At 45.8% G+C, this 22,952-nt stretch carries 19 protein-coding genes, 1 tRNA gene and 1 other RNA gene; 2 read left to right on the plus strand and 19 right to left on the minus strand.

Going from position 1 to position 22,952, the window contains the following annotated elements; all coding sequences use genetic code 11:
* Window positions 1-159 precede the first annotated feature (159 nt).
* The 12 genes from ssrA to AC0YN7_RS16905 all read right to left on the minus strand — a co-directional run bounded on the left by ssrA (window position 160) and on the right by AC0YN7_RS16905 (window position 13,624).
* Window positions 160-525: a transfer-messenger RNA gene (ssrA, locus tag AC0YN7_RS16850) on the minus strand.
* Window positions 526-768: 243 nt separating this feature from the next.
* Window positions 769-1,239: an SsrA-binding protein SmpB gene (gene smpB, locus AC0YN7_RS16855; RefSeq protein WP_475811175.1), complete on the minus strand. Its 471-nt coding sequence runs from the start codon at window positions 1,237-1,239 to the stop codon at window positions 769-771.
* A gap of 201 nt (window positions 1,240-1,440) precedes the next feature.
* A complete protein-coding gene (locus AC0YN7_RS16860) occupies window positions 1,441-1,641 on the minus strand; it encodes a cold-shock protein (protein WP_028609190.1) in 201 nt (66 codons plus the stop codon).
* A 271-nt stretch (window positions 1,642-1,912) separates the two neighbouring features.
* Window positions 1,913-4,873, minus strand: a complete 2,961-nt coding sequence (rnr, locus tag AC0YN7_RS16865; RefSeq protein WP_475811176.1) for a ribonuclease R — start codon at window positions 4,871-4,873, stop codon at window positions 1,913-1,915.
* A gap of 170 nt (window positions 4,874-5,043) precedes the next feature.
* Window positions 5,044-5,280 (minus strand): preprotein translocase subunit SecG, encoded by a 237-nt coding sequence (secG, locus tag AC0YN7_RS16870; RefSeq protein WP_475811177.1) that lies wholly within the window; start codon window positions 5,278-5,280, stop codon window positions 5,044-5,046.
* A gap of 100 nt (window positions 5,281-5,380) precedes the next feature.
* Window positions 5,381-6,148, minus strand: coding sequence for a sugar phosphate isomerase/epimerase family protein (locus AC0YN7_RS16875; RefSeq protein WP_475811178.1), 768 nt, complete (start codon window positions 6,146-6,148; stop codon window positions 5,381-5,383).
* Window positions 6,149-6,319: 171 nt separating this feature from the next.
* On the minus strand, window positions 6,320-7,612 hold the full coding sequence (gene eno / locus AC0YN7_RS16880; RefSeq protein WP_475811179.1) for a phosphopyruvate hydratase: 1,293 nt from the start codon (window positions 7,610-7,612) through the stop codon (window positions 6,320-6,322).
* A 61-nt stretch (window positions 7,613-7,673) separates the two neighbouring features.
* Window positions 7,674-9,212 carry a 2,3-bisphosphoglycerate-independent phosphoglycerate mutase gene (gpmI, locus tag AC0YN7_RS16885; RefSeq protein WP_475811180.1) on the minus strand — a complete coding sequence of 513 codons (1,539 nt, stop codon included), beginning with the start codon at window positions 9,210-9,212 and terminating at the stop codon, window positions 7,674-7,676.
* Between the two features lies 1 nt (window position 9,213).
* Window positions 9,214-9,972, minus strand: coding sequence for a triose-phosphate isomerase (gene tpiA / locus AC0YN7_RS16890; RefSeq protein WP_475811181.1), 759 nt, complete (start codon window positions 9,970-9,972; stop codon window positions 9,214-9,216).
* A 52-nt stretch (window positions 9,973-10,024) separates the two neighbouring features.
* On the minus strand, window positions 10,025-11,209 hold the full coding sequence (locus tag AC0YN7_RS16895; protein WP_475811182.1) for a phosphoglycerate kinase: 1,185 nt from the start codon (window positions 11,207-11,209) through the stop codon (window positions 10,025-10,027).
* Window positions 11,210-11,470: 261 nt separating this feature from the next.
* On the minus strand, window positions 11,471-12,475 hold the full coding sequence (gap, locus tag AC0YN7_RS16900) for a type I glyceraldehyde-3-phosphate dehydrogenase (RefSeq protein WP_475811183.1): 1,005 nt from the start codon (window positions 12,473-12,475) through the stop codon (window positions 11,471-11,473).
* Window positions 12,476-12,580: 105 nt separating this feature from the next.
* Window positions 12,581-13,624 carry a sugar-binding transcriptional regulator gene (locus AC0YN7_RS16905; protein WP_475811184.1) on the minus strand — a complete coding sequence of 348 codons (1,044 nt, stop codon included), beginning with the start codon at window positions 13,622-13,624 and terminating at the stop codon, window positions 12,581-12,583.
* A 233-nt stretch (window positions 13,625-13,857) separates the two neighbouring features.
* On the opposite strand from AC0YN7_RS16905, the gene AC0YN7_RS16910 reads away from it, so the two are divergent.
* Both AC0YN7_RS16910 and clpP read left to right on the plus strand, forming a co-directional pair.
* Window positions 13,858-13,932 (plus strand) — tRNA-Arg (locus AC0YN7_RS16910).
* A 717-nt stretch (window positions 13,933-14,649) separates the two neighbouring features.
* The gene (gene clpP, locus AC0YN7_RS16915) at window positions 14,650-15,234 is read left to right on the plus strand and encodes an ATP-dependent Clp endopeptidase proteolytic subunit ClpP (RefSeq protein ID WP_475811218.1); all 585 of its coding nucleotides are present in this window, start codon (window positions 14,650-14,652) and stop codon (window positions 15,232-15,234) included.
* Between the two features lie 153 nt (window positions 15,235-15,387).
* Here clpP and AC0YN7_RS16920 read toward each other — a convergent pair whose 3' ends face one another.
* From AC0YN7_RS16920 to AC0YN7_RS16950, 7 genes are all read right to left on the minus strand, one after another.
* Window positions 15,388-15,657, minus strand: coding sequence for an HPr family phosphocarrier protein (locus tag AC0YN7_RS16920; RefSeq protein WP_475811185.1), 270 nt, complete (start codon window positions 15,655-15,657; stop codon window positions 15,388-15,390).
* Between the two features lie 208 nt (window positions 15,658-15,865).
* Window positions 15,866-16,795 (minus strand): DNA-binding protein WhiA, encoded by a 930-nt coding sequence (whiA, locus tag AC0YN7_RS16925; RefSeq protein ID WP_475811186.1) that lies wholly within the window; start codon window positions 16,793-16,795, stop codon window positions 15,866-15,868.
* Window positions 16,796-16,801: 6 nt separating this feature from the next.
* The gene (locus AC0YN7_RS16930; RefSeq protein WP_475811187.1) at window positions 16,802-17,791 is read right to left on the minus strand and encodes a gluconeogenesis factor YvcK family protein; all 990 of its coding nucleotides are present in this window, start codon (window positions 17,789-17,791) and stop codon (window positions 16,802-16,804) included.
* Between the two features lie 12 nt (window positions 17,792-17,803).
* Window positions 17,804-18,691, minus strand: a complete 888-nt coding sequence (rapZ, locus tag AC0YN7_RS16935; RefSeq protein ID WP_475811188.1) for an RNase adapter RapZ — start codon at window positions 18,689-18,691, stop codon at window positions 17,804-17,806.
* Between the two features lie 255 nt (window positions 18,692-18,946).
* A complete protein-coding gene (locus AC0YN7_RS16940) occupies window positions 18,947-19,897 on the minus strand; it encodes an ROK family glucokinase (RefSeq protein ID WP_475811189.1) in 951 nt (316 codons plus the stop codon).
* A gap of 275 nt (window positions 19,898-20,172) precedes the next feature.
* Entirely contained in the window at window positions 20,173-21,120 is a 948-nt protein-coding gene (gene trxB / locus AC0YN7_RS16945) for a thioredoxin-disulfide reductase (RefSeq protein WP_475811190.1), read from the minus strand.
* Between the two features lie 20 nt (window positions 21,121-21,140).
* Window positions 21,141-22,892: a tetratricopeptide repeat protein gene (locus AC0YN7_RS16950; protein ID WP_475811191.1), complete on the minus strand. Its 1,752-nt coding sequence runs from the start codon at window positions 22,890-22,892 to the stop codon at window positions 21,141-21,143.
* Window positions 22,893-22,952: the final 60 nt, after the last annotated feature.

The raw sequence follows: 22,952 nt of genomic DNA on the forward strand, positions 1-22,952 counted from the left end.
GTCTGACCTCATGAGATTAAAACAACAGTTGTTTGGAAAAAGGGTCTGTTCTATTGCTAATAGCAGCAAAGATTATGTGGAGTTAATTCTGATGCTTCCTGTTACGGCTCTTGAGGAAAAGCAAAAAGAGCACCTCTCGCGGTGCTCTTTCTCATGGTTTGGTGGAGGCGAGGGGATTTGAACCCCTGTCCGAAGATCACGCCACACAGGCTTCTACGGGTGTAGTCACAGTTTTGATGTCACCCAAGCAAACGCCCCGTAACCGGCTTTCGCTAAGGTCAGCCTGATTGTCTTCTTCAGCTCACCGCAGGCGGAGATGAGACAGCGTATTCCACTACTTGTTAGCCCCTAATCCAGTCACATGGACGATGCTGGGTAGAAGCACGCACACAGTTTCTTAGGCTGCGAAAGCGTAGTTTGTTTGTTGTTTGCCGTTTAATAGGCTTTAGCGTTGATGAAGCAGACGACTCCCTGCTACCCGCAACCCGCGCTCGTACAATCCCCGTCGAATCCATAAACGCCCCCAAATGGGCATAAACAATCGGTTTTGAATACCGAAGTTTAGCTAGGTTGAGGACTCAGGATTTAGGAACAACATCGATAGATATGAAGTCTGCCGAGTTGTTATAGATCATGAGCACGAATGCTTAACACATTCATTCTAAACTATCTTGCCGTTGCTACTGTCTCAGTATACCACGAAAGGACAGTATGTGTACAAATATGTTACTGGAAGCCTTGGTTGCAATCATCCATTACTGCCAGTAGTTATTTCTGCTTTTCTCTAAGAGCACGCTGAATATCACGCTGTGCATCACGTTTCGCAGCAGTATCCCGCTTATCATACTCTTTCTTACCTTTGCCGAGTCCAATTAATAGCTTAGCGTAGCCATTTCTAACGTAAATCTTCAAAGGTACGATAGAATAGCCTTCTCGCTTAGATAATCCAAGCAGCTTATGAATCTGTACTTTATGCAATAGTAGCTTGCGTGTACGAGTAGGGTCAGACGGATTATGAATGTTTCCTTGCTCGAATGGGCTAATATGCATATTGTGAATGAACATTTCACCGTTACGAACAGTAGCAAAAGCATCACTTATATTAGCTCTGCCGTTACGTAACGACTTAATTTCAGTTCCCCGCAACACCATGCCTGCTTCGAATGTTTCTTCGATGTAGTAGTCATGGGAAGCTTTCTTGTTCTGGGCTAGCGGCTTGCTTTCATCCTTCTTACCCATGCTAGTCACCTCAGCATTCATTCGATAAATTGATTTTTTTGGCACACTATTCAGGAATTCATTGTAACAACTTTATATACAGAAATCAAGGCGGTGAGTGCTATGGAGGCTCATCAGAAAAACGAGCACTACCATGCTATACAAAGAAACCGCTCTTAACCCGTAAAGGTCAAGAGCGGTCTCATCAACGATTGTAAGCTATTACAGCTTAACTACGTTTTCAGCTTGTGGTCCACGGTTGCCTTGAACAACGTTAAACTCAACGCGTTGTCCTTCTTCAAGCGTTTTGAAACCTTCGCCAGTGATTGCGGAGAAGTGTACGAATACATCGTTGCCGCCTTCAACTTCGATAAAACCGAAACCTTTTTCTGCGTTAAACCATTTAACTGTACCTTGTTGCATGTGTAAAAACCTCCAAAAAAAATGTTATTAATATGCGCCTGGTTTGTCTTTAAACAAAAAATTCACACATTGGAAAGGGTTTCATGACTATAATGATGCCCTTTTCAATAAGTGAATTCAGGACCATATCATCGATTGCTTTGAGTGTACTATACCCATAAAAAAAAAGCAAGCAACAAGCTAAATATATTTCCTATTTCGCCCAATATTAACAACTTCCAATCTGTCACCAGACTGGAAGTTGTTGTGTATTTACCCGTTTATAGAAGGGTTATTTACGATTTTTGCGAACGAAAGCAGCCGTCGAATTTCCATTGCCTCCGCTTTTTTTCTTCCGTTTCTTTCCTGCTCCACCGCTCGCATCAGGACCAGGCGTCTCAACTGGCTGCTCGCCTTTGAACATACCACTCGCCGACGTATTCTTCCGCTTCGTACCACCACCGCCATCACCGCGCTCGCTGCCCGCGCGGCCTCCAGAACCAGTCCCGCCGCTGCGTATCGGCAGGCCCCACATATCCTTGCGTGATCCGCTTCCGCTTCCACGCGACTGCTCATTGCCTTGGCTCGGCGCCATATCCGCCCCTTGCCCCGGCAACTGCTCCGCTCCGCTTCCGCCACGGCCGCGCTTACCGCCGCGCTCTGCTCCACCGCTTCCGCCAGCGCCAGCTCCGCTGCGCCACGGACTACCGCTCGCCGCTCCAGCTGCGCTTCCACCACGTCCGCGCTTGCCGCCTCGCTCTGCTCCGCTGCTTACGCTTCCGTCAGCTCCGCTTCCACCTCGACGGCGCTTACCGCCGCTCTCCGCTCCGCCGGTGCCCGTTCCGCTCTGCCATGGATTACCTCCGGCAGCGCCTCCAGCTCCGCTTCCACCACGTCCACGCTTGCCGCCACGCCCTGCTTCGCCGCCGCCTCCAGCTCCGCTTCCGCCTCGACCGCGCTTACCACCGCGCTCTGCTCCGCCGCCTGTGCTGCCGTTTCCTCCGCGCACGCCGTAGCTACCGCGCTTGCGTCCATCGCGCGACCCGCCGCCAGGAGCATTAAAGCCTCCTTTTCCTGCGCCAATATTGCCGCCGCGTTCCTTCACATCGACCATCTCGAAGTCAATCGTGTGATCCGCCATATTAACTCGGGACACCCGAATTTTCACTTCTTCACCGATACGATACACCTTCGAAGTACGCTCACCAATGAGGACCATATGCAGCTCGTGGAAGTGATAATAGTCATCCGACATGTCACTTAGACGTATAAGTCCCTCTACTGAGTTTTCGAGCTCGATGAACATACCGAAGCTCGTCACGCTGCTGATGATTCCATCGAATTCTTCGCCGACCTTATCCAGCATATATTCACATTTTTTCAATTGATCCGTATCACGCTCTGCATCAACGGCAATTCGCTCACGCTCTGAGGAATGCTGTGCAATATCTGGCATCCGAGCCGATAACGCGTCATGGCGCGCATTCGTTAATTGCCCGCCGCCCTCCAGTACTTCACGAATAATGCGGTGAATGACTAAATCCGGATAACGTCTGATCGGAGAGGTGAAGTGGGAATAAAACTCCGCCGCTAGTCCAAAATGCCCTAAGCTGTCCGCATCATACTTCGCCTGCTTCATCGAACGCAGCATTACTGTCGAGATGACCGTCGCTTCCTTCGTCCCCTGAATTTCCTCAAGCAGCGTCTGAAGCGCGCGAGGATGAACGGAATTGCCTTTCCCCTTTATGACATAGCCGAAGTTTGCAGCGAACTGCAAAAACTTCAACAGCTTCTCCTGATTCGGATCCTCGTGAATCCGATATAAGAAAGGTACACGCAGCCAGTGGAAATGCTCTGCCACCGTTTCGTTCGCTGCCAGCATGAACTCCTCAATCATTTGTTCTGCAACTGACCGCTCGCGTTTCACGATATCTACAGCTTTACCTGTTTCATCGACTATTACCTTCGATTCTTGGAAATCAAAATCAATCGCCCCGCGCTTCATCCTCATAGCCCGCAAACGCATTGCCAGCTGTTCCATCAAATTGAACATATCCAGCAGGCTGGCATAACGTTCCTTCAGCTCTGTTTGCGGCTCCTCTTCTGTCGCTGTCAGCAGCTTACGTACATTCGAATAGGTCATACGCTCTGTCGTACGAATAACACTCGTAAACACATCATGGCGAACCCGTTTCAGCGTATTTACATCAAACTCCATCTCACAGGATAGCGTCAAACGATCTACCTGTGGATTCAATGAGCATATTCCATTAGACAGACGATGCGGAAGCATTGGAATAACGCGGTCAACTAAATAAACGCTGCAGCCGCGGCTATACGCTTCCTGATCGAGATTGGAATTCTCCTTTACGTAGTAGCCAACATCAGCAATATGAACGCCCAATAGAAAATTGCCATTTTCCAGCTGCTTCACATGTACTGCATCATCCAAGTCCTTGGCGTCCTCGCCATCTATCGTAACGATTACCTCATTACGCAGATCACGACGGCCCTGCTTTACAATTTCTTCTTCCGTAATGGATTCCGGTGCTGCTTCAGCCTCAGCCATCACTTCATCTGGAAACCCTTCCGGCAGCTGATGCTTGCGAATAATCGACAGAATGTCGACACCTGGATCATTTTTATGACCCAATATTTCGACAATTTCGCCTTCGGCAGCTGAACGCCCTTCTGGATAGGATACAATACGCACAACAACCTTCTGTCCCGAGACAGCTCCCTTACTGCTTCCTTGAGGGATGAAAATATCACGATTAATCCGTTTATCATCCGCTACGACGAAAGCAAATGATTCATGATCTTCATAAGTTCCGACTATTTGAGTTACGGCACGCTCTACAATTCGAACGACCTCACCCTCCATTCGTCCGCCGCTCTCACTTCTTGAAGTAATACGAACGAGTATAACATCGCCATTCATGGCGCTTTTCAAATCATTGGCATGCAAATAAATATCAGGGTGATCCTTCTCATCCGGAATTAAAAACCCAAAGCCCTTAGCATGAGACTGCAGCTTTCCGCGCACTAGGTTCATCCGCTCCGGCACACCATAATGATCATTAGGTGTACGAATGACCTTTCCTTCATCCTCCAGCTTAACTAGCAGCTTCATAAATTGTTTAAAGTCCTCAGCGTCTTCCATACCGAAATGCTTCTCAAGCTCTCGATAGTTCATGGGCTTATAGGCTTTTTCTCTCATAAAATCAAGCAGTTCCTGCTCGTAGTTGGTCATTATCTCTTTTTCTCCTCAGGCGCCCGCCGCAGCTTGTTTCCTTTAAATACGACCGGTTGATAGATTATTATATACCATGTAGTATACACGAAAGGGAGGCTCCGCATCCGCTATTGTGCTGAAAATACAAAAAAAGCGAGGAATATCCTCGCTTTCCGCATGTGTATTCATTATTGTTGTACGAAGTAAGAAACAACTAGAGATAAGACAAAAAAGCCAACTGCCATAACAACTGTTAGACGCTGTAAGAACAAATCCAAACCGCGAGCTTTCTGCTTGCCAAACAAGTGCTCAGCGCCACCCGTAATAGCTCCGGACAAGCCTGCACTCTTACCTTTTTGCAATAGTACAACAGCAATTAGGCCGACAGAAAATATAACGAGCACGATCTTCAATAAGATTTCCATTTATTCCACCTCCAGCATAGGAGCTCCGTAAAAACACGTAAAGTGATTGTACCATAGCTGGGTATTGATTACAATAGGACAGCCTTTAAATACCAACCATTTACAAGATCCCAAACTTCTTAAAAAAATTATAATTAGCCTGCGCGCTTTTAAGCGAGCTCTCCGAAAACTCCTCCTGTTCAACAAAAATATAATCAACGTCCGCATCACAAACTTCACCAATTATTTTTTTGTAGCCTACCTCTCCTTCTCCAACTTCTATATCTTTACGACCCTTCGCGAAATCCTTAAAATGCACCATCTTTACACGATCTTTATATTTATTTAAATAATAAGCTGAATTATGGCCTGCTAAATACATCCACCCAAAATCAAATTCCATTGTCATCAGTTCAGCAGGGACGTTCTCGAGCAGATGATCAATGACCGGCTTCCCGTCCAACAGCTTGAATTCAAAGTCATGATTATGGTAGCCAAACTGCATTCCCGCATCCTTTACCTGCTGCCCGCATTTGGTTAATACGCCTGTCAAATACTCAATATCGTTCAGTGTCGGCTTCTCAGGCAAGGGAATCCATGGCGCAATTAAGTACTGTAAGCCAATTTCTTGCGTAAATTCAATTTGCTTCTCTAAATCCGATTCCAGCTTCTTCGTCACTGGAAAGTTAAGCGATACATGCGAGGAAACAGGCATTAAATCAATTTCTTTTAATTTTTCGATCAAATTTTGTGAAGAAATTTCAAAGAAACCTGTAAACTCCACAGCTTTAAAGCCCATCTTAGCTACCTTTTCGAGCGTGCCAAGAAAATCCTTCTCCGTTTGGTCTCTTAGTGAATATAGTTGAATTCCAACAACAGGCTTTGCCACAATCGACACTCCCCTCCGAAAAACGACAGCTTCTTTTTATAGCTTCCGCTTCTTTTCAGTGCCTCATACAACAACTTTCGCGTAATCACGCAGATATAAAAAAGGGCATGCTCCATAAATGGAACATACCCTTCAAAGCGTAATCGGCTATCATAAAGCCGCTAACGAGTCTTATTTAAAGTTTTTCAAGTTGTAAAATGCTGCTTTACCGCCATATTGAGCAGTTGAACCCAACTGGTCTTCAATACGAAGCAATTGGTTGTATTTCGCAACGCGGTCCGTACGGGACGGAGCGCCTGTTTTGATTTGACCAGCATTTGTAGCTACTGCGATATCAGCAATTGTGCTGTCTTCGCTCTCGCCTGAACGGTGAGAGATAACAGCCGTGTAGCCTGCGCGTTTAGCCATTTCGATAGCATCAAATGTCTCAGTAAGTGTACCGATTTGGTTTACTTTAACAAGGATGGAGTTACCTACACCCTTCTCGATTCCGTCAGAAAGACGCTCAGTGTTCGTTACGAACAGATCGTCACCAACGAGTTGCACTTTGCTTCCAAGCTTCTCAGTAAGCAATTTCCAACCATCCCAGTCATCTTCGGAGCAACCGTCTTCGATCGAGATGATTGGATATTTGTCAGCCCATGATGCAAGAAGGTCAACGAACTCAGCAGAAGTAAATGATCTGCCTTCGCCTGCAAGAACATATTTGCCGTCTTTGAAGAATTCTGTTGAAGCAACGTCCATACCTAGGAATACGTCAACGCCTGGCTTGTAGCCCGCGCGCTCGATAGCCGAGATAATTGTAGTAATAGCTTCTTCGTTTGAACCAAGGTTAGGTGCAAAACCGCCTTCGTCGCCTACAGCTGTGTTCAAGCCTTTGTCATGCAATACTGCTTTAAGGTTGTGGAAGATCTCAGCACCGATACGAAGTGCTTCTTTGAAGCTTTCAGCACCAACTGGAAGAACCATGAATTCTTGAACGTCGATGTTGTTGTCAGCGTGCTCGCCGCCGTTGATGATGTTCATCATTGGAACTGGAAGCGTCTTAGCGTTGAATCCGCCAAGGTAAGTATATAGAGGTACATCAAGCGCGTCAGCAGCTGCGCGAGCTACTGCCATTGATACAGCAAGGATAGCGTTAGCGCCAAGTGTAGCTTTGTTTGGAGTACCATCTAGTTGAATCATTTTGCGGTCGATTGCTACTTGATCAAGAGCATCCAAACCAATGATTTCTGGAGCAATAATTGTGTTGACGTTGTCAACAGCTTTGATAACGCCTTTACCAAGGTAACGGGATTTGTCGCCATCACGAAGCTCAACTGCTTCGTATGCGCCTGTGGACGCGCCGGATGGAACGATCGCACGGCCTTTGCCGCCGGACTCAAGAGAAACCTCTACTTCAACTGTTGGATTACCGCGGGAATCAAGCACTTCGCGTGCATATACATCAATAATAATTGACATTAGAAAACACTCCTTTTATTCATTTTATTTTGGTTTGCATCAATGGCTTTGATTTCGAGCCTTACTTGTTGATTAGCGTGATACCTGTCATTTCCTTAGGCTTCTCCAGTTCAACTAGATCGAGAAGCGTTGGAGCGATGTCAGCCAAAATCCCGCCTTCTCGCAATGTTTCACCAGCTTTTGTTACGATAAGCGGAACTGGATTCGTTGTATGCGCCGTAAACGGACGGCCATTCTCATCGAATACCATATCTGCGTTACCATGGTCAGCTGTAATGATACATACGCCGCCTTTGGCAAGTACAGCTTCCACTACTTTACCTAAGCATTCATCCGTTGCTTCTACTGCCTTGATCGTCGGCTCCAGCATACCGGAGTGCCCCACCATATCAGGGTTAGCGAAGTTAAGAATAATAACATCATGCTTGTCTGATTCGATTTCTCGAACAGTAGATTCAGCTAGCTCGTATGCGCTCATTTCCGGTTTAAGATCGTACGTTGCGACCTTAGGGGAATTGATAAGCACACGGGTTTCGCCTGGAAGCTCTGTATCGCGTCCGCCGCTGAAGAAAAACGTCACATGCGGGTATTTCTCTGTTTCAGCAGTACGCAATTGTGTTTTGTTATTCTGGACGAGCACTTCACCAAGCGTATTATCGAGGTTCTTTGGTGAATACGCAACGAATCCGCCAACGGTTTCACTGAATAACGTCAAGCAGACGAAATACAGGTTAACCGGATACTTCTCGCCGCGATCGAAGCCGCGGAAATCCTCATTTGTGAATACTTGCGATAATTGAATCGCGCGGTCAGGACGGAAGTTGAAGAAAATAACGGCATCCTCGGATTCCACTAGACCTACTGGCTTATTCACTCCATCTACAATAACCGTTGGCATAACGAATTCATCATAAACCGATTTCTCATAGGATTCAACTACTGCTTGAATCGGGTTCGTATATTGAGGCCCCTCGCCGTACACCATTGCACGGTAAGACTTCTCTGTACGTTCCCAACGCTTGTCGCGGTCCATTGCATAGTAGCGGCCTTGAACAGTCGCGATACGGCCAACACCGACTTCTTCGATCTTCGCCTGCAAACGTTCTAAGTAACCCTTGGCACTATCTGGTGATACGTCGCGTCCATCGAGGAACGCGTGAATGTACACCTCTTCAAGCTCTTCCTTCTTCGCAAGGTCAAGCAAAGCGAATAAGTGCTCGATGTGACTGTGTACGCCGCCATCCGACAGCAATCCATAGAGATGAAGCTTCTTGCTATTCGTTTTCACGTGACGCACGGCACCAAGAATGGTTTCGTTATCGAAAAACTCTCCGTCACGAATCGATTTGCTGATCCGCGTCAGATCCTGATACACGATACGTCCCGCGCCAATGTTCAAATGCCCAACCTCAGAGTTGCCCATTTGACCTTCTGGCAGTCCAACCGCTTCACCGCATGCTGTCAATGTTGTATGCGGATAAGTTGACCAGTAACGATCATAGTTGGGTTTATTCGCTTGCGCTACTGCATTGCCAGTAACATCATCGCGTAAGCCGAAGCCATCTAAAATAATTAATGCTACAGGTTTAGGAGCAGCCATCTTACTTGGCCCCCTCGACCAGTGCGATATACGATGCAGGCTCTAAGCTTGCACCACCTACAAGAGCGCCGTCAATGTCTGATTGGCCCATGTATTCAGCTACGTTATTAGGCTTCACGCTGCCGCCGTATTGAATGCGTACAGCTTCTGCAGTTGCCGCATCATATAAGCCTGCTACTACTCCGCGAATGTATCCGATAACGTCTTGTGCATCTTCAGATGTAGAAGATTTGCCCGTTCCGATAGCCCAGATTGGCTCGTATGCGATAACTACTTGTGCCGCTTGCTCAGCAGACAGGCCTTGGAAAGCCGCTTCTGTTTGTACTTTGCAAACTTCCTTAGTTTGTCCCGCTTCGCGCTCTTCCAGCTTCTCACCTACACATACGATTGGAAGCAAATCATGCTTGAATGTAGCGTGAACCTTTTTGTTTACAATTTCGTCTGTTTCTACGAAGTATGCACGACGTTCAGAGTGGCCGATAATCACGTATTTAACACCAAGATCTTTCAGCATAACGCCGCTGATTTCACCTGTGAATGCGCCATTATCTTCGAAATGTACGTTTTGCGCGCCGATTGCAATCGTTGTGCCTTTTGCAGCTTCAACAAGCGCAGGAAGCGTCGTGTATGGTGCACAGATTACGCTCTCTACACCAGCAACCTCAGCTTTGCCTTTAATTTCAGAGAAAAAGGATACGGCTTCAGAAACCGTTTTGAACATTTTCCAGTTACCCGCAATAATCGGTGTTCTAGTGCTCATTATAATTCCTCCTATTTAGATCGTTATATAGAAAGCTTCTATTCAAAAGCTCTTATTTATCGTTTAGAGCTACAACGCCTGGAAGCACTTTGCCTTCCATAAACTCTAGGGAAGCGCCGCCGCCTGTCGAGATGAAGTCCATTTTATCAGCAAGACCGAATTTCTCAGCCGCTGCAGCTGAATCGCCGCCGCCGATAACTGTATAACCCGTTGTCTCTGCGCAAGCGCGAGCAACTGCTTGTGTTCCGTGGGAGAAAGGCTCAATTTCAAATACGCCCATTGGTCCGTTCCATACAACAAGCTTAGAGTTTTTAATTACGTCTGCATAAAGCTCACGTGTTTTCGGTCCGATGTCAATACCTTCCCAATCAGCAGGGATGCTGTCAATGTCAACCACTTGTGTGTTTGCATTAGCGCTGAAATCGTCAGTAACGATGATATCAACAGGGATCAAGAAGTTTTTGCCTAGCTTTTTTGCTTTTTCCATAAACTCAAGTGCTAGATCAAGCTTACTGTTGTCTACAAGAGATTTGCCGATTTCATGACCTTGAGCCTTGAAGAAAGTATAAGACAATCCTCCACCGATCAATACATTGTCAGCAATTTCAAGCATTTTATCGATAACAGCAATTTTGTCTTTTACTTTCGATCCGCCAACAATGGCTGTGAAAGGACGCTCTGGGTTGTTTAGAGCTTTACCAAGAACTTCAAGCTCTCTCTCCATAAGTAATCCGGATACGGCTGGCAACAAATGTGCGATGCCTTCAGTCGAAGCGTGAGCGCGGTGAGCAGCCCCGAATGCGTCATTTACGAAAAGATCCGCAAGCTTAGCAAGTGCTTTCGCAAATTCAGGATCATTCTTCTCTTCACCTTCATAGAAACGTACGTTTTCAAGCAGCAATACATCGCCGTTATTCAAAGCTGCAACTTGAGCTTCAACTGCTTCGCCAATTGCTTCGTTTGCTTTCGTTACTTGCTTGCCAAGCAGCTCAGCAAGACGCTCAGCAGATGCAGTGTGGCGAAGCTCTTCAACCACTTGACCATTCGGACGGCCAAGGTGGCTTGCAAGAATTACTTTTGCGCCTTTTTCGATCAAGAATTTGATCGTTGGAAGTGTTTCACGGATTCGTTTGTCATCCGTAATTTTACCGTCTTCGATCGGCACGTTAAAGTCTACACGAACAAATACTCTTTTGCCTGCTAATTCTGCTACATCACGTACACTTTTCTTATTCATCGATGAAGCCTCCCTGGACATTATTGTGGAAAGAAGAAGAATAATAGGGCGAAATATAACTTAAATAGACCCTTAGTCGCAAGCATAAACGGCTATCGCCGTCCTCTATGGCTAAGTCAAAACTAATAAACTCTTATAGCTCAAAAAAAGAAGGGCGTTCCTTCTAAAGAAGAAACGCCCTCATGGTTCAGGCTCCCTAGGAGCCGCGAACCATGGACCTTGACACCTTATCCGATGCCAAGACACGTCCGCCTTCTTTTCTTACAGACCTTTGCTAGCGATGTAAGTAACAAGATCAACTACGCGGTTCGAGTAGCCCCACTCATTGTCATACCAAGAAATAACTTTAACCATGTTGCCTTCAACAACCATAGTCGACAAACCGTCGATTGTGGAAGAAGCAGGATCACTATTGTAGTCGCTTGATACAAGCGGCAATTCGTTGTAGTTCATGATGCCTTTAAGAGCGCCGTCAGCAGCTTCTTTGAATGCAGCGTTAACTTCTTCAACTGTTACGTTAACTTTAAGCTCAGCAACAAGGTCAGTTACAGATACGTTAGGTGTAGGAACACGCATAGCCATACCGTTCAATTTACCTTTAAGCTCAGGAAGAACAAGGGAAACAGCTTTTGCTGCGCCAGTCGATGAAGGAATGATGTTCTCAGCAGCCGCGCGAGCACGACGCAAATCTTTGTGCGGCACGTCAAGTACGGATTGGTCATTCGTGTAGGAATGGATCGTTGTCATCATACCTTTAACGATTCCGAATTTATCATTCAATACTTTTGCGAAAGGAGCAAGACAGTTCGTTGTGCACGAAGCGTTGGAAATAATGGTGTGTGCCGCAGCGTCATATTTATCTTCGTTAACGCCGATTACAACTGTGATATCTTCGTTCGTTGCAGGAGCGGAAATAATAACTTTTTTCGCGCCGCCTTTCAAGTGAAGCTCAGCTTTTTCTTTCGCTGTGAAAATACCAGTTGATTCAACTACGATTTCAACGCCTACAGAACCCCAAGGAAGATCAGCCGGGTTGCGCTCTGCGAATACTTTGATTTCGCGACCGTTAACAACCAACGCGCCTTCTTTTGCTTCTACAGTAGCGTCAAGCTGACCGTGAGTTGTATCGTATTTCAGAAGATGTGCCAGTGTTGCAGTGTCCGTAAGATCATTTACTGCCACGATTTGAACATCTGGATTGTTAAGTGCTGCGCGGAATACGTTACGACCGATGCGACCAAAACCATTAATACCAACTTTAACCATTTTTGTTTCCTCCTAAGCGTTTTTAAAAGAATAATATATATATTTCAAGATGTTTGCAGTTTCGGCGGAAAGCCGACTTCAAAGCATCATGATTCCCTACTATAATTACAATCCATGCTTCTCTTGCTCGATTAACGCTGCGATTTCAAGTGCTGCGGCCTCATCAGTAACGAGTACATCGTTGTGACCGAAACGCATGATCGCTGCTATCGCCTCGCCTTTGCTCTTGCCGCCGGCAACGCCTATAACAACTTCAGTCTTTACAATATCTTCGAGCCGTAACCCCACCGTCTGCATTTTGTGTACAACAGCCCCATTTCGGTCAAAATAAAACCCGAAAGACTCTGCTAACGCACCTTCAGCATCAATGGCGTCTACTACTTCCTGATCTAACCGTCTGCGTCTTGCCATTACCATAGCGTCTCCGATCCCATGAACAACAATTCGCGCACTGCGAATCACATCCACTATCTCACGTATGTTAGGCTCCTGCATGATGGATGCGAATGCTTCTTCACCCAGGTGATCAGGTACGTGTAAGAGCCGATATTGCGCTCCCGTTCGCTTTGCCATCGTGGAAGCAATCGTATTCGCTTGGTAATCCAAGCTTTCTCCAAGACCGCCTCTAGCTGGCACGAACCAATTGGTCTTGAGCGGCGTTGTTACCACGAGCTGACTCGATACCTGCGCGATCGTAGACCCGCCTGTTACGGCAACAACATCATTTGGCTGCATAACCTTATTAAGCACCTGGCAGCCCGCACGACCAAGCTCACGCTTCGTTTGCGAGGATATTTCGGAATCACCTGCTACAACAATGACTTGAGTGAGTCCAAAGTGGGATCGAATCAATTCCTCCAGCTCGGACAAACCAAACATTGATTTATAAAAGGGTTCCAGACTTTCTAATAATAACTTACCTGCTTCACTGATTCGCATGCCTCCCGAATGAATCTCGAGCAGACCCTGCGCTTTCAGAAAATCAGTCTCAGCACGAAGCATTCGCTCCGTCATCGATAATGCTGATGCCAATGTTCTTCGCCCGATCAGGTCCGACAGCATCACTTGATGCAATATCGAATACCTCTTCTTCATGACGTCAAGCAGATCAGGCACAAGCTGTTGCTGCAGTTCGATGATCTGACGCATCTCTTATCCTTCACTCCATTAGCCACTGGCTATATTGGCAGTTTGTAGCTGGACGTAATAAGTCCCGCTATATCGTTTCAAGTCCCACCTTTAGTTTATCGGAAATATAAGAATGCCGCAAGGGCCCTTTTCCATTTGGAACCGTTTTCCGACACTTTTTTCACAAATTTAATTTACGGTATCCTCTTGCTTTAAATCGTTGAATATCATATAATCATTTTTGCTACTGTTTTGCGCCCGTGGTCCAATGGATATGACGTAGGCCTCCGGAGCCTGAGATCTAGGTTCGATTCCTAGCGGGCGCGCCATACCAACTTCTAAACACTATAATGATACACACAAACCGTTCCTATTCGCAGGAACGGTTTTTTTGTTTTAACTATGTAAGACTTTCTAAATGGCTCAAATCCGACATCAGCGCTTGAGGATAAAGAGGTAGAAGACTCAGACTTCATGAGATGAAGGTGATGCTCTTGATTTGACTGTATAACATCCAATCACCGCCACATCCAGAATGATTGGTTTGAGTTAGACTGTATTTCACCCAATCTAATTGTCCTCATCGCGCTCATATGGTCCTTAACATCCTGTTAGATTGGATCTTTTCCATTCAAATACAACGAAAACGAAAAAAAGTGTTGTTTGATTGGATAATTTCCATTCTAGTCACCAATCAACCTCTAACGAATTGAGCTTATGGAACCCAGGATGCTCGTCCACATATAGTTACCTAAAATCAAATACTGATTTTGCAGTTACGCCTTGTTACATAAAATCAGGCAGTGACTTAGAAGTTACGCCTTATAAGTTTTCACTTATCAATTATTGATGTGATCATATATCGCCGCGAAACAAATACTCTTACTTTATAGGACGGCGACAGCTGTTCACGATTGAGCAATATGTATTTAGATTTTCAGAACATTTGGCTTGTTTGACTATCTTTGACTTTTGAGTTTTCATCCGTTATTATGAGAATACGAATTAACCATTCATTATGTTTAAGGAGGGCGATTACGTTGGATATGAATTTCGTACCTATGGTTATTGAGCAAAGCAATCGCGGTGAGCGTGCTTATGACATTTACTCTCGCCTATTGAAAGATCGCATCATTTTTCTCGGTTCAGGTGTAAATGACGTGGTGGCCAACTCCATCATTGCTCAAATGCTTTTTCTAGCGGCAGACGATCCAGAGAAGGACATTTCTCTCTACATTAACAGCCCAGGCGGTTCAATTACTTCCGGTATGGCTATCTACGATACGATGCAATATATAAAACCGGACGTTTCTACAATTTGCGTCGGCATGGCTGCTTCTATGGGAGCCTTTCTACTTACGGCAGGAGCGATAGGCAAGCGTTACGCGCTTCCGAACAGTGAGGTCATGATCCACCAACCACTTGGCGGTGCAGAAGGCCAAGCAAGTGATATCGCAATACGCGCAGCGCGCATCATCAAAATGCGTGACAAGCTTAACGGCATTCTGGCAGAGCGCAGCGGTCAACCTCTTAGCCGTATAGAGAAGGATACTGACCGGGACTACTTCATGAGCGCTGATGAAGCGAAAGAATACGGCCTTGTCGATAAGGTTATCGAGAAAATCGGCTAATCCATCATACGCATAACAAAAAAACAGGCGAGAGATCATCTCTGGCCTGTTTTTTTGTTTACATAAATTCAAATAGCCTATAACGAAAAAAAGAGCTGCCACCGCAAGCCTCTTAAGAAGCTGCGTGACGTCTCCTCTTCTGTTTTAAAGCCTTTATTGGTTCTCAAGCTCTTCTTTGCTCACCAATGCGACTAAAGCGTTTACAGCCTGTTCTGAATCCGAACCCTCTGCACTGATAGATACTTCAGTGCCCGAACTGATCGCCAAGCTCATTATTCCCATAATGGATTTAGCATTTACTTTCTTATCGTCCTTCTCAACAAATACCTCGGAGGAAAATTTGTTCGCTTCTTGTACGAATAACGCTGCAGGTCTTGCATGAAGCCCCGTCTTTAGACGAACGACTACCGGAAGCCTTGTCATGGAAACCATACCCCCTATATTTTACTCAAACATTACATACGTCACAGGCGCAAACGACTATTGCCGTCCTCTAGCTGTAAAAACGCGTTTTGCTTAGCGATGAAAGATAAGTGTAACCAAGCTTTCAGAGTTACAAGTTCTTATCTTTAGAAATAAAGCCATTTTACATTATTATATCATTATACCAGCTGATGCACTAGTTTAATGTTCAGACACCTCGGATTTTTTGAGCCAGCTCATCAATTTTACGTAATCGATGGTTTACACCCGATTTACTGACCTTGCCTTTCAGCATTTCGCCAACCTCAGTCAGATTCATATCTGGATGCTGCATCCTTACCTCGGCTACTTCCCTTAGTTTATCAGGCAAGTTCTCTAGACCGACCTCTCTTTGCAGCAGCTTGATGTTCTCAATCTGGCGTACTGCAGCACCAATCGTTTTATTAAGATTAGCTGTTTCACAATTAACAATACGGTTGACGGAATTACGCATGTCACGCATAATGCGAACATCCTCAAATTTGAATAATGCTTGATGCGCTCCGACGATATTCAAGAGCTCAATAATTTTCTCGCCCTCTTTAATATAAAAAATAAATCCTTTTTTACGCTCAATACAACGAGCATTCAAGTCGAATTTGTTTGCAAGAGAAACTAACGCTTCACAATGCTCTTCGTACATCGACGAAATTTCCAAGTGATAGGATGATCCTTCTGGATTATTAACTGATCCTCCTGCTAAGAAAGCTCCCCGCAAATACGAGCGTTTGCAGCATGGCTTTTTAATAATCTCTTTATCAATGCCCAGATTAAACATAAACCCTTCTGAAACAATTCTCAGCTTACTCAGTATTTCCTGCACCCGCGCTGGGATTCGGACAATATAAACATTATTTTTTTTAAGCCTCATCTTTTTACGGACGAGCAGCTCCACATGGACATCATAATGCTTTTTGAGCAAGGAATAAATCCTTCTGGCAATTGCGGCATTTTCCGTCGAGATGTCCAAAACGATTTTGCGGCTGGATACACTAACAGAACCGTTCATCCGTATGAGTGCCGACAATTCCGCTCTCTCACAACAGCTGTCCGCTTCGATCATTGTAAGCTCTTTTTTTGTTTGCGCCGCAAAAGACATCTTTTATCACCTCTTTCGTAACATCCAGTTCTCAACCAGCTTATATATATGATGGCTCAAACGTTCTGCATCGTGACGCAAAAAAGTACGAAATAATACAAGACGGTCAGCTATAACCTCATACCCTTTTTGCGTGACCTCATCTAGATCAAGAGCAACAGCCTTGGCACCTTTTTCCGCATACTTGCTTTCGACTTGAGGAGGTATTTCTCCATCATTCACGATGACATAGTCAAATAAATGGTGACCTATGTGAGTATGAATCGCGTCTAAATGATCGCCAACCGAAAAATTATCCGTTTCCCCCGGCTGTGTCATAACGTTGCAGACGAAGAGCTTGACCGCTTCAGATTCCACGATTGCAGAAGCTAACTTCGGTACTAGCAAATTGGGAATAATACTCGTGTACAAGCTTCCTGGACCAATTAATATCGCATCAGCTTGCTCAATGGCTTCAACCGCCTCCTGCAGCGGTTCTACATCAAGCGGTTCAAGAAACACACGTTTTATTTTCTTTCCAGCCTTCGGTATCGTAGACTCACCGGTTACAATTGAGCCATCCTCCATCTCAGCCTTCAGGACGATCGCCCGACCTGCTGCAGGAAGCACCCTTCCCCTCACAGCAAGAACACGACTTAGCTCCCGTACCCCAGTGACGAAGTCACCCGAAATATCTGTCATAGCCGCGAGCATTAAGTTACCCAAGCTGTGCCCTGCAAGACCTGGCACCGTCTTAAATCGATACTGAAGTACCTCAGTGAGCAGAGGCTCCGCATCAGCCAGCGCCATAAGCACGTTGCGGATATCGCCAGGAGGAGGAATTTGCAGCTCGTTCCGCAGGATACCTGAGCTTCCTCCGTCATCAGCGACCGTAACGATAGCTGTAATGTCGAGCGGCTTTTCTTTCAATCCACGAAGCATGACTGAAAGTCCCGTTCCGCCCCCGATTACGACAATTTTGGGCCGCCTTATTATTTTTTGCCTGCTACTCTGCATTCTCTCACCCCGTCAGTGCTTGTCACGCTCGGCATCGCGATGGCTGACACGAACACGTTCCGTATCACTGCTGCCTAACATGCGTCCCAAATACTCGGCAATTGCAACGGAGCGGTGCTTCCCACCTGTGCATCCTATACCGATAACTACCTGGCTTTTTCCTTCCTTACGATAAAGCGGAATAAGGAATTGCAGCATGTCTAGCAGTTTGGTTAGAAACTGTTGCGTCTCAGGCCATTTCATCACGTAATCATACACATCAGGATTTTGTCCGGTATTCGGCCGCAGATGCTCTACATAATGCGGATTAGGCAAAAATCGAACATCATAAATCAGATCGGCATCTATTGGAATTCCATATTTGAATCCAAATGAAGTAACATTAACAGAGAGACTGCCATGATCAAGATTTGTAAAACGCGAAATAATGCGTTCCTTTAATTGACCGGGCTTCAAGTTGCTCGTATCAATTACCTGCGACGACGAGCCTTTCAAATCCTCCAGCAAACGTCGTTCATTACGAATGCCCTCTAGCGGCATGGAATCCGGCGCTAATGGATGGCGACGACGGCTCTCCTTATAACGTTGAACCAGTATTTCGTCGGTAGCATCCAAAAACAATATTTCGCAGCTAATAGTAGAGTGCTCTTTAATATAGGTTAATGACTCAGACAGCGCGGTAAAAAACTCCCGGCCTCTCAAGTCGATAACAAGCGCCACTTTTCCTATTTTTCCATTTGATTGCTCAATTAACTCTGCAAATTTAGGTATAAGAACGGGAGGTAAGTTATCTACACAGAAGAAACCGAGATCCTCAAGGCTTTGTACAGCAATTGTTTTACCCGCTCCCGACATCCCTGTTATAATAACAAGCTTCGACACGACTGCTGACGTTTCCATTATTGAACCTCCTACAAGGTTTGCGAAGCAAACCTACTTCGTAAGCATAAACCAAGGTTTGCGAAGCAAACCTACTTCGTAAGCATAAACCAAGGTTTGCGAAGCAAACCTACTTCGTAAGCATAAACCAAGGTTTGCGAAGCAAACCTACTTCGTAAAACATAAACCAAGGTTTGCGAAGCAAACCTACTTCGTAAAACATAAACCAAGGTTTGCGAAGCAAACCTACTTCGTAAGCATGAATCTTATACTTTACTAACCTCTCAAAATCAGACCTGCCGCACCAACTACACCAGCGTTGTTGCCAAGTGTCGCAGCGACAACTTTAACGCCTTCCTTCGCTTGGTCCTGCGTATACTTCTCGAACACATCGCGAATTTGGTCAAACAGAAAATCGCCGGCTTTCGACACGCCGCCACCGATAATGAAATACTGAGGATTAAGCACGATAGCCATCATCGCCATCGATTTGCCTAAATAGTAAGCCGCGCGATTAACAATACGCAGCGCCACTTCATCGCCAGCCTTAGCAGCGTCTAGAACGTCTTTCGCCATAATTGTCTCCACCTGAGAAAGCGTAGTGCGATCGCCGCGTTCTACAGCATCCTTGGCCATGCGGATAATACCAGTTGCAGAGGATACAGTCTCTAGGCAGCCAATTTTCCCACAGCCGCATTGTATAGCTTCCAGATCAGGCACGATCGCCATATGACCGAGCTCTCCAGCCATACCTTGAAAGCCTTCTACGATTTTGCCATCTATAATAATACCGCCGCCAACACCTGTTCCAAGCGTATAGCATACGCAATGCGCAACGCCTTTGCCAGCCCCAGCCCATGCTTCGCCCAATGCAGCCACATTTGCATCATTATTAATTTTGATTGTCTTTTGGAGTTGATTCTCCAAATAAGATTTCAAATCAACATTTTCAATCTTCAAGTTTGGAGCAAACTTAATAATCCCATTAGGGATATCTAGAAAACCTGCAATACCAACGCCTACACCGTCAACTTGTTCCCACTCAAACGGTGATTCGGTTACAATTTTCCGCACATAGTCTGCAATATTTTGAAGGACAATGTCCGTTCCTTTAGTTGTCTCCGTTGGTCCTTCATACGTGTGGAGCAATTGTCCCTCCGCATCGCAAATGCCTAACTTAATAGTTGTACCGCCGACATCGACTCCAACGTAAATCTTCTCAGACATCACTAGTCCACCTCATCAATATGATAATCTTCTCTGTACACTATAAGCCAACCAAACCGCGCGGTCAAGATTACGCAATACGGTTAAAAACAGCGCCTGCATTCGGATCTCCGCTATTAATGACTATGCCTTTTTTTCGTTCGAAATGAAGGGCTTCCGCTTAAAAAAATGAATGTCGCTTTTTTATTCAGCAAACGATAAGGAAAAAGCTATACCATAAGCGAAATGCTTTACCGGTATAGCTTTTTTCTCGTATCCCAGGCGCAAGTCGTCTATTACAACGTTTTGCTCCAGTCATGTGTCATGCTTCCTTCAAGGAATCTCTCGCAATCAAGCGCGGCCATACAACCGCTGCCTGCTGCTGTAATAGCTTGACGATATTTGCTGTCTTGAACATCACCGCAAGCGAATACGCCGGCAACATTTGTTTCAGAAGAGCCTGGTTTTACAACGATATAACCATGATCATCCGTATCGATTTGTCCATTAAGGAACTTCGTGTTCGGCGTATGGCCTATAGCTATGAAAATTCCATCGGTTGTAATAACCTCTTCCTCTCCCGTTGCATTGTCGCGAACTTTAAGACCCGTTACGCCCATGCCTCCGGCTACCACTTCAATTGGAGTATGGTTCAGGCTCCAGCTGATTTTCTCATTCTCACGCGCGCGGTCTTGCATGATCTTCGAAGCGCGAAGCTCATCGCGACGGTTAACAAGCTCGACATTGGATGCGAAGCGCGTTAGGAAGCCCGCTTCCTCCATTGCGGAGTCGCCGCCGCCAACCACGATAATTTTTTTCCCGCGGAAGAAAAATCCGTCACAGGTCGCACATGTGCTTACCCCGCGCCCTACATTTTCCTTCTCGCCTGGAATGCCAAGATACTTCGCAGAAGCACCTGTCGAAATAATGATACTTTCGCCCACTAGCTCGCCGTGGCCCTCTACTTGAAGCTTGAACGGGCGCTCAGACATATCAACGCTGTTTACCCAGCCAGTAATAAATTTTGCGCCGAAGCGTTCCGCTTGCTTCCGCATATTTTCCATGAGCTCAGGACCCATAATCCCTTCCGGAAAACCAGGGAAGTTCTCAACCTCTGTCGTTGTTGTCAGTTGTCCGCCTGGCTCAGGACCTTCAATAATTAGCGGGTTCATATTCGCCCGCGCTAAGTAAATAGCTGCTGTAAGACCGGCAGGGCCGGTACCAATAATAATTGACTTATACATATAAATCACCTCATGGAAGTTTATTCATCCTGTATTTGTTGTGTCGAAAAAACAGAGCTTATTGACTTCATCTTCTCTTTAATACCGCAAACTCCGTCAATAAGCTTTACATTCTTGCTTACAGTCGCGATTGATGTACCGTAACGCGCGGACACCTCAGGGTAGGAAATCGCTCTTCGGTGCATTTTTGCTGTCAAATATTCAAGCGCCGCCGCCCAGCCCTCCGGCTTAGTCAATTTCGGCACATTCGGGTAAACCCGTGACAAAAACTCCACCCACAGTGTCATCAAATCATGCTGCTGCACAAGATCGTAGTGCTTGCTCATCCTGCTTAGAGCAGTTTCTACAACAGCCTGCCATTTATCTTCCCAAACAGGCAGCCTCGAAGGGACACGATTTGGCTCTATTACCGTCTCTTTGCCTTCCAACACGGCGTGAAGCGGCTCTTGAACGCCGATTGTCCGAAGCACAAAGATAGCAATACGCTTCAAATAATCGTCCTCATCCTTCTCGAGCAGAAAAGTACGCAGCACATCCTTCACTTCGCTATCAGCAATCATGCCTAATGCTTGAATGACCTGCAGTTTAGTATGCTGATCTCCATGACGCAGCGCCCAGAAAAATGATGAGCGCACGAGAGGATCACGCTTTAAATGATCTGGAATGCCATCCGAAGATTTTTCCCAGAGCTTGAATTGCTCTTCAAAAGGCAGATGGTAATGGTAGCTGATGGATGCCGTCTGCTCTCCGCTTCGGACAAGCTCAAGTTGTTCCATATAGTAATGCGGAATACCCGACAATGGATCAAGCTTAATCGTCTGCTTCCAGAGACGTTCCGCTTCCTGTAATCGACCTATGTTGCATGCGGCAACAGCAGCATAATGATATAAGCATGGATCATGATGAAGCCCAGCGTCCTTCAGCAATCGAGTGAAGTGTATATAAGCCGACCCATGCTCTCCTAAGATGCCCATTGTCGTTGCCAATTTAAACACATGCTCCTGATGAAACGGCACCGTTTTAAGCAGCTGATCTACTAAGGGCCTCAAGCTTTCCTCATCGTTCTCGTGTTGGAAAAAGATAGCGAGGTTGCAAAGCGCATGCAAATTGCCCTTTTCAATCTCAAGCACTTCGTTAATTGTCTCCATCGCCTTATCGAACAAACCCATATAATAATAGGCTAACGCTAAATTATTTCGTGCAGCCAAAAACTCCGGCTGACCTTCAATAATTTGTTCCAATATACGAACGGCCTCAGTAAACTTGCCTTCCTCAAGCAGCGTTCGAGCTTGGTCATGCTCAAACATGCCTTCACGCGATTTTATGTTCGTAAGGCGCGTAGGCCGCTCCAATTCATAGTGAAGCAGATCCATCATCTCTTCCGCTTCATCTAGAAATTGTCCGTCAGCATCCTCTTCCAAATATCTAATAAGCGAGCCTTCGGCCGCTTCATATTGTTCCATATTCGCAAAGTTGTTCGCCATGTAAAAATGACATTCCGTCATAGAAGGATCAAGCTCATCCACGATCCAGCCTAATATTTTATTAGACTCCTCGTAATTGCTCAGCTCAGATAAGATGCCGGCCATGTTGCAATGGTTTACCGGGTTATCCGGCTCGTATTCTACGGCGCGACGAAAATATTTGAGTGCCTTGTCATAATGGAATCGATCCAGCGAACGGACTGCCCGCTCGAAAAAAAACGTGGCGTCCCATTGAATCGGTATTATTTTGGTTTGTTGGTCTACGACTACACGCTTATTCTCTTTCATTGGCAAGGCACCTCCCGTAACTTCCGATTTTCTACGATTATACCATAGCCATGCCTATCC

Source organism: Paenibacillus sp. J31R122 (assembly GCF_056269185.1).

Bases quoted from the DNA above. Each gene is read 5' to 3' on its own strand.
- smpB (WP_475811175.1), bottom strand. From the start codon at position 1,239: ATGGGTAAGAAGGATGAAAGCAAGCCGCTAGCCCAGAACAAGAAAGCT.
- AC0YN7_RS16860 (WP_028609190.1), bottom strand. From the start codon at position 1,641: ATGCAACAAGGTACAGTTAAATGGTTTAACGCAGAAAAAGGTTTCGGT.
- rnr (WP_475811176.1), bottom strand. From the start codon at position 4,873: ATGACCAACTACGAGCAGGAACTGCTTGATTTTATGAGAGAAAAAGCC.
- secG (WP_475811177.1), bottom strand. From the start codon at position 5,280: ATGGAAATCTTATTGAAGATCGTGCTCGTTATATTTTCTGTCGGCCTA.
- eno (WP_475811179.1), bottom strand. From the start codon at position 7,612: ATGTCAATTATTATTGATGTATATGCACGCGAAGTGCTTGATTCCCGC.
- gpmI (WP_475811180.1), bottom strand. From the start codon at position 9,212: ATGGCTGCTCCTAAACCTGTAGCATTAATTATTTTAGATGGCTTCGGC.
- tpiA (WP_475811181.1), bottom strand. From the start codon at position 9,972: ATGAGCACTAGAACACCGATTATTGCGGGTAACTGGAAAATGTTCAAA.
- AC0YN7_RS16895 (WP_475811182.1), bottom strand. From the start codon at position 11,209: ATGAATAAGAAAAGTGTACGTGATGTAGCAGAATTAGCAGGCAAAAGA.
- gap (WP_475811183.1), bottom strand. From the start codon at position 12,475: ATGGTTAAAGTTGGTATTAATGGTTTTGGTCGCATCGGTCGTAACGTA.
- AC0YN7_RS16905 (WP_475811184.1), bottom strand. From the start codon at position 13,624: ATGCGTCAGATCATCGAACTGCAGCAACAGCTTGTGCCTGATCTGCTT.
- clpP (WP_475811218.1), top strand. From the start codon at position 14,650: ATGAATTTCGTACCTATGGTTATTGAGCAAAGCAATCGCGGTGAGCGT.
- AC0YN7_RS16920 (WP_475811185.1), bottom strand. From the start codon at position 15,657: ATGACAAGGCTTCCGGTAGTCGTTCGTCTAAAGACGGGGCTTCATGCA.
- whiA (WP_475811186.1), bottom strand. From the start codon at position 16,795: ATGTCTTTTGCGGCGCAAACAAAAAAAGAGCTTACAATGATCGAAGCG.
- AC0YN7_RS16930 (WP_475811187.1), bottom strand. From the start codon at position 17,791: ATGCAGAGTAGCAGGCAAAAAATAATAAGGCGGCCCAAAATTGTCGTA.
- rapZ (WP_475811188.1), bottom strand. From the start codon at position 18,691: ATGGAAACGTCAGCAGTCGTGTCGAAGCTTGTTATTATAACAGGGATG.
- AC0YN7_RS16940 (WP_475811189.1), bottom strand. From the start codon at position 19,897: ATGTCTGAGAAGATTTACGTTGGAGTCGATGTCGGCGGTACAACTATT.
- trxB (WP_475811190.1), bottom strand. From the start codon at position 21,120: ATGTATAAGTCAATTATTATTGGTACCGGCCCTGCCGGTCTTACAGCA.
- AC0YN7_RS16950 (WP_475811191.1), bottom strand. From the start codon at position 22,892: ATGAAAGAGAATAAGCGTGTAGTCGTAGACCAACAAACCAAAATAATA.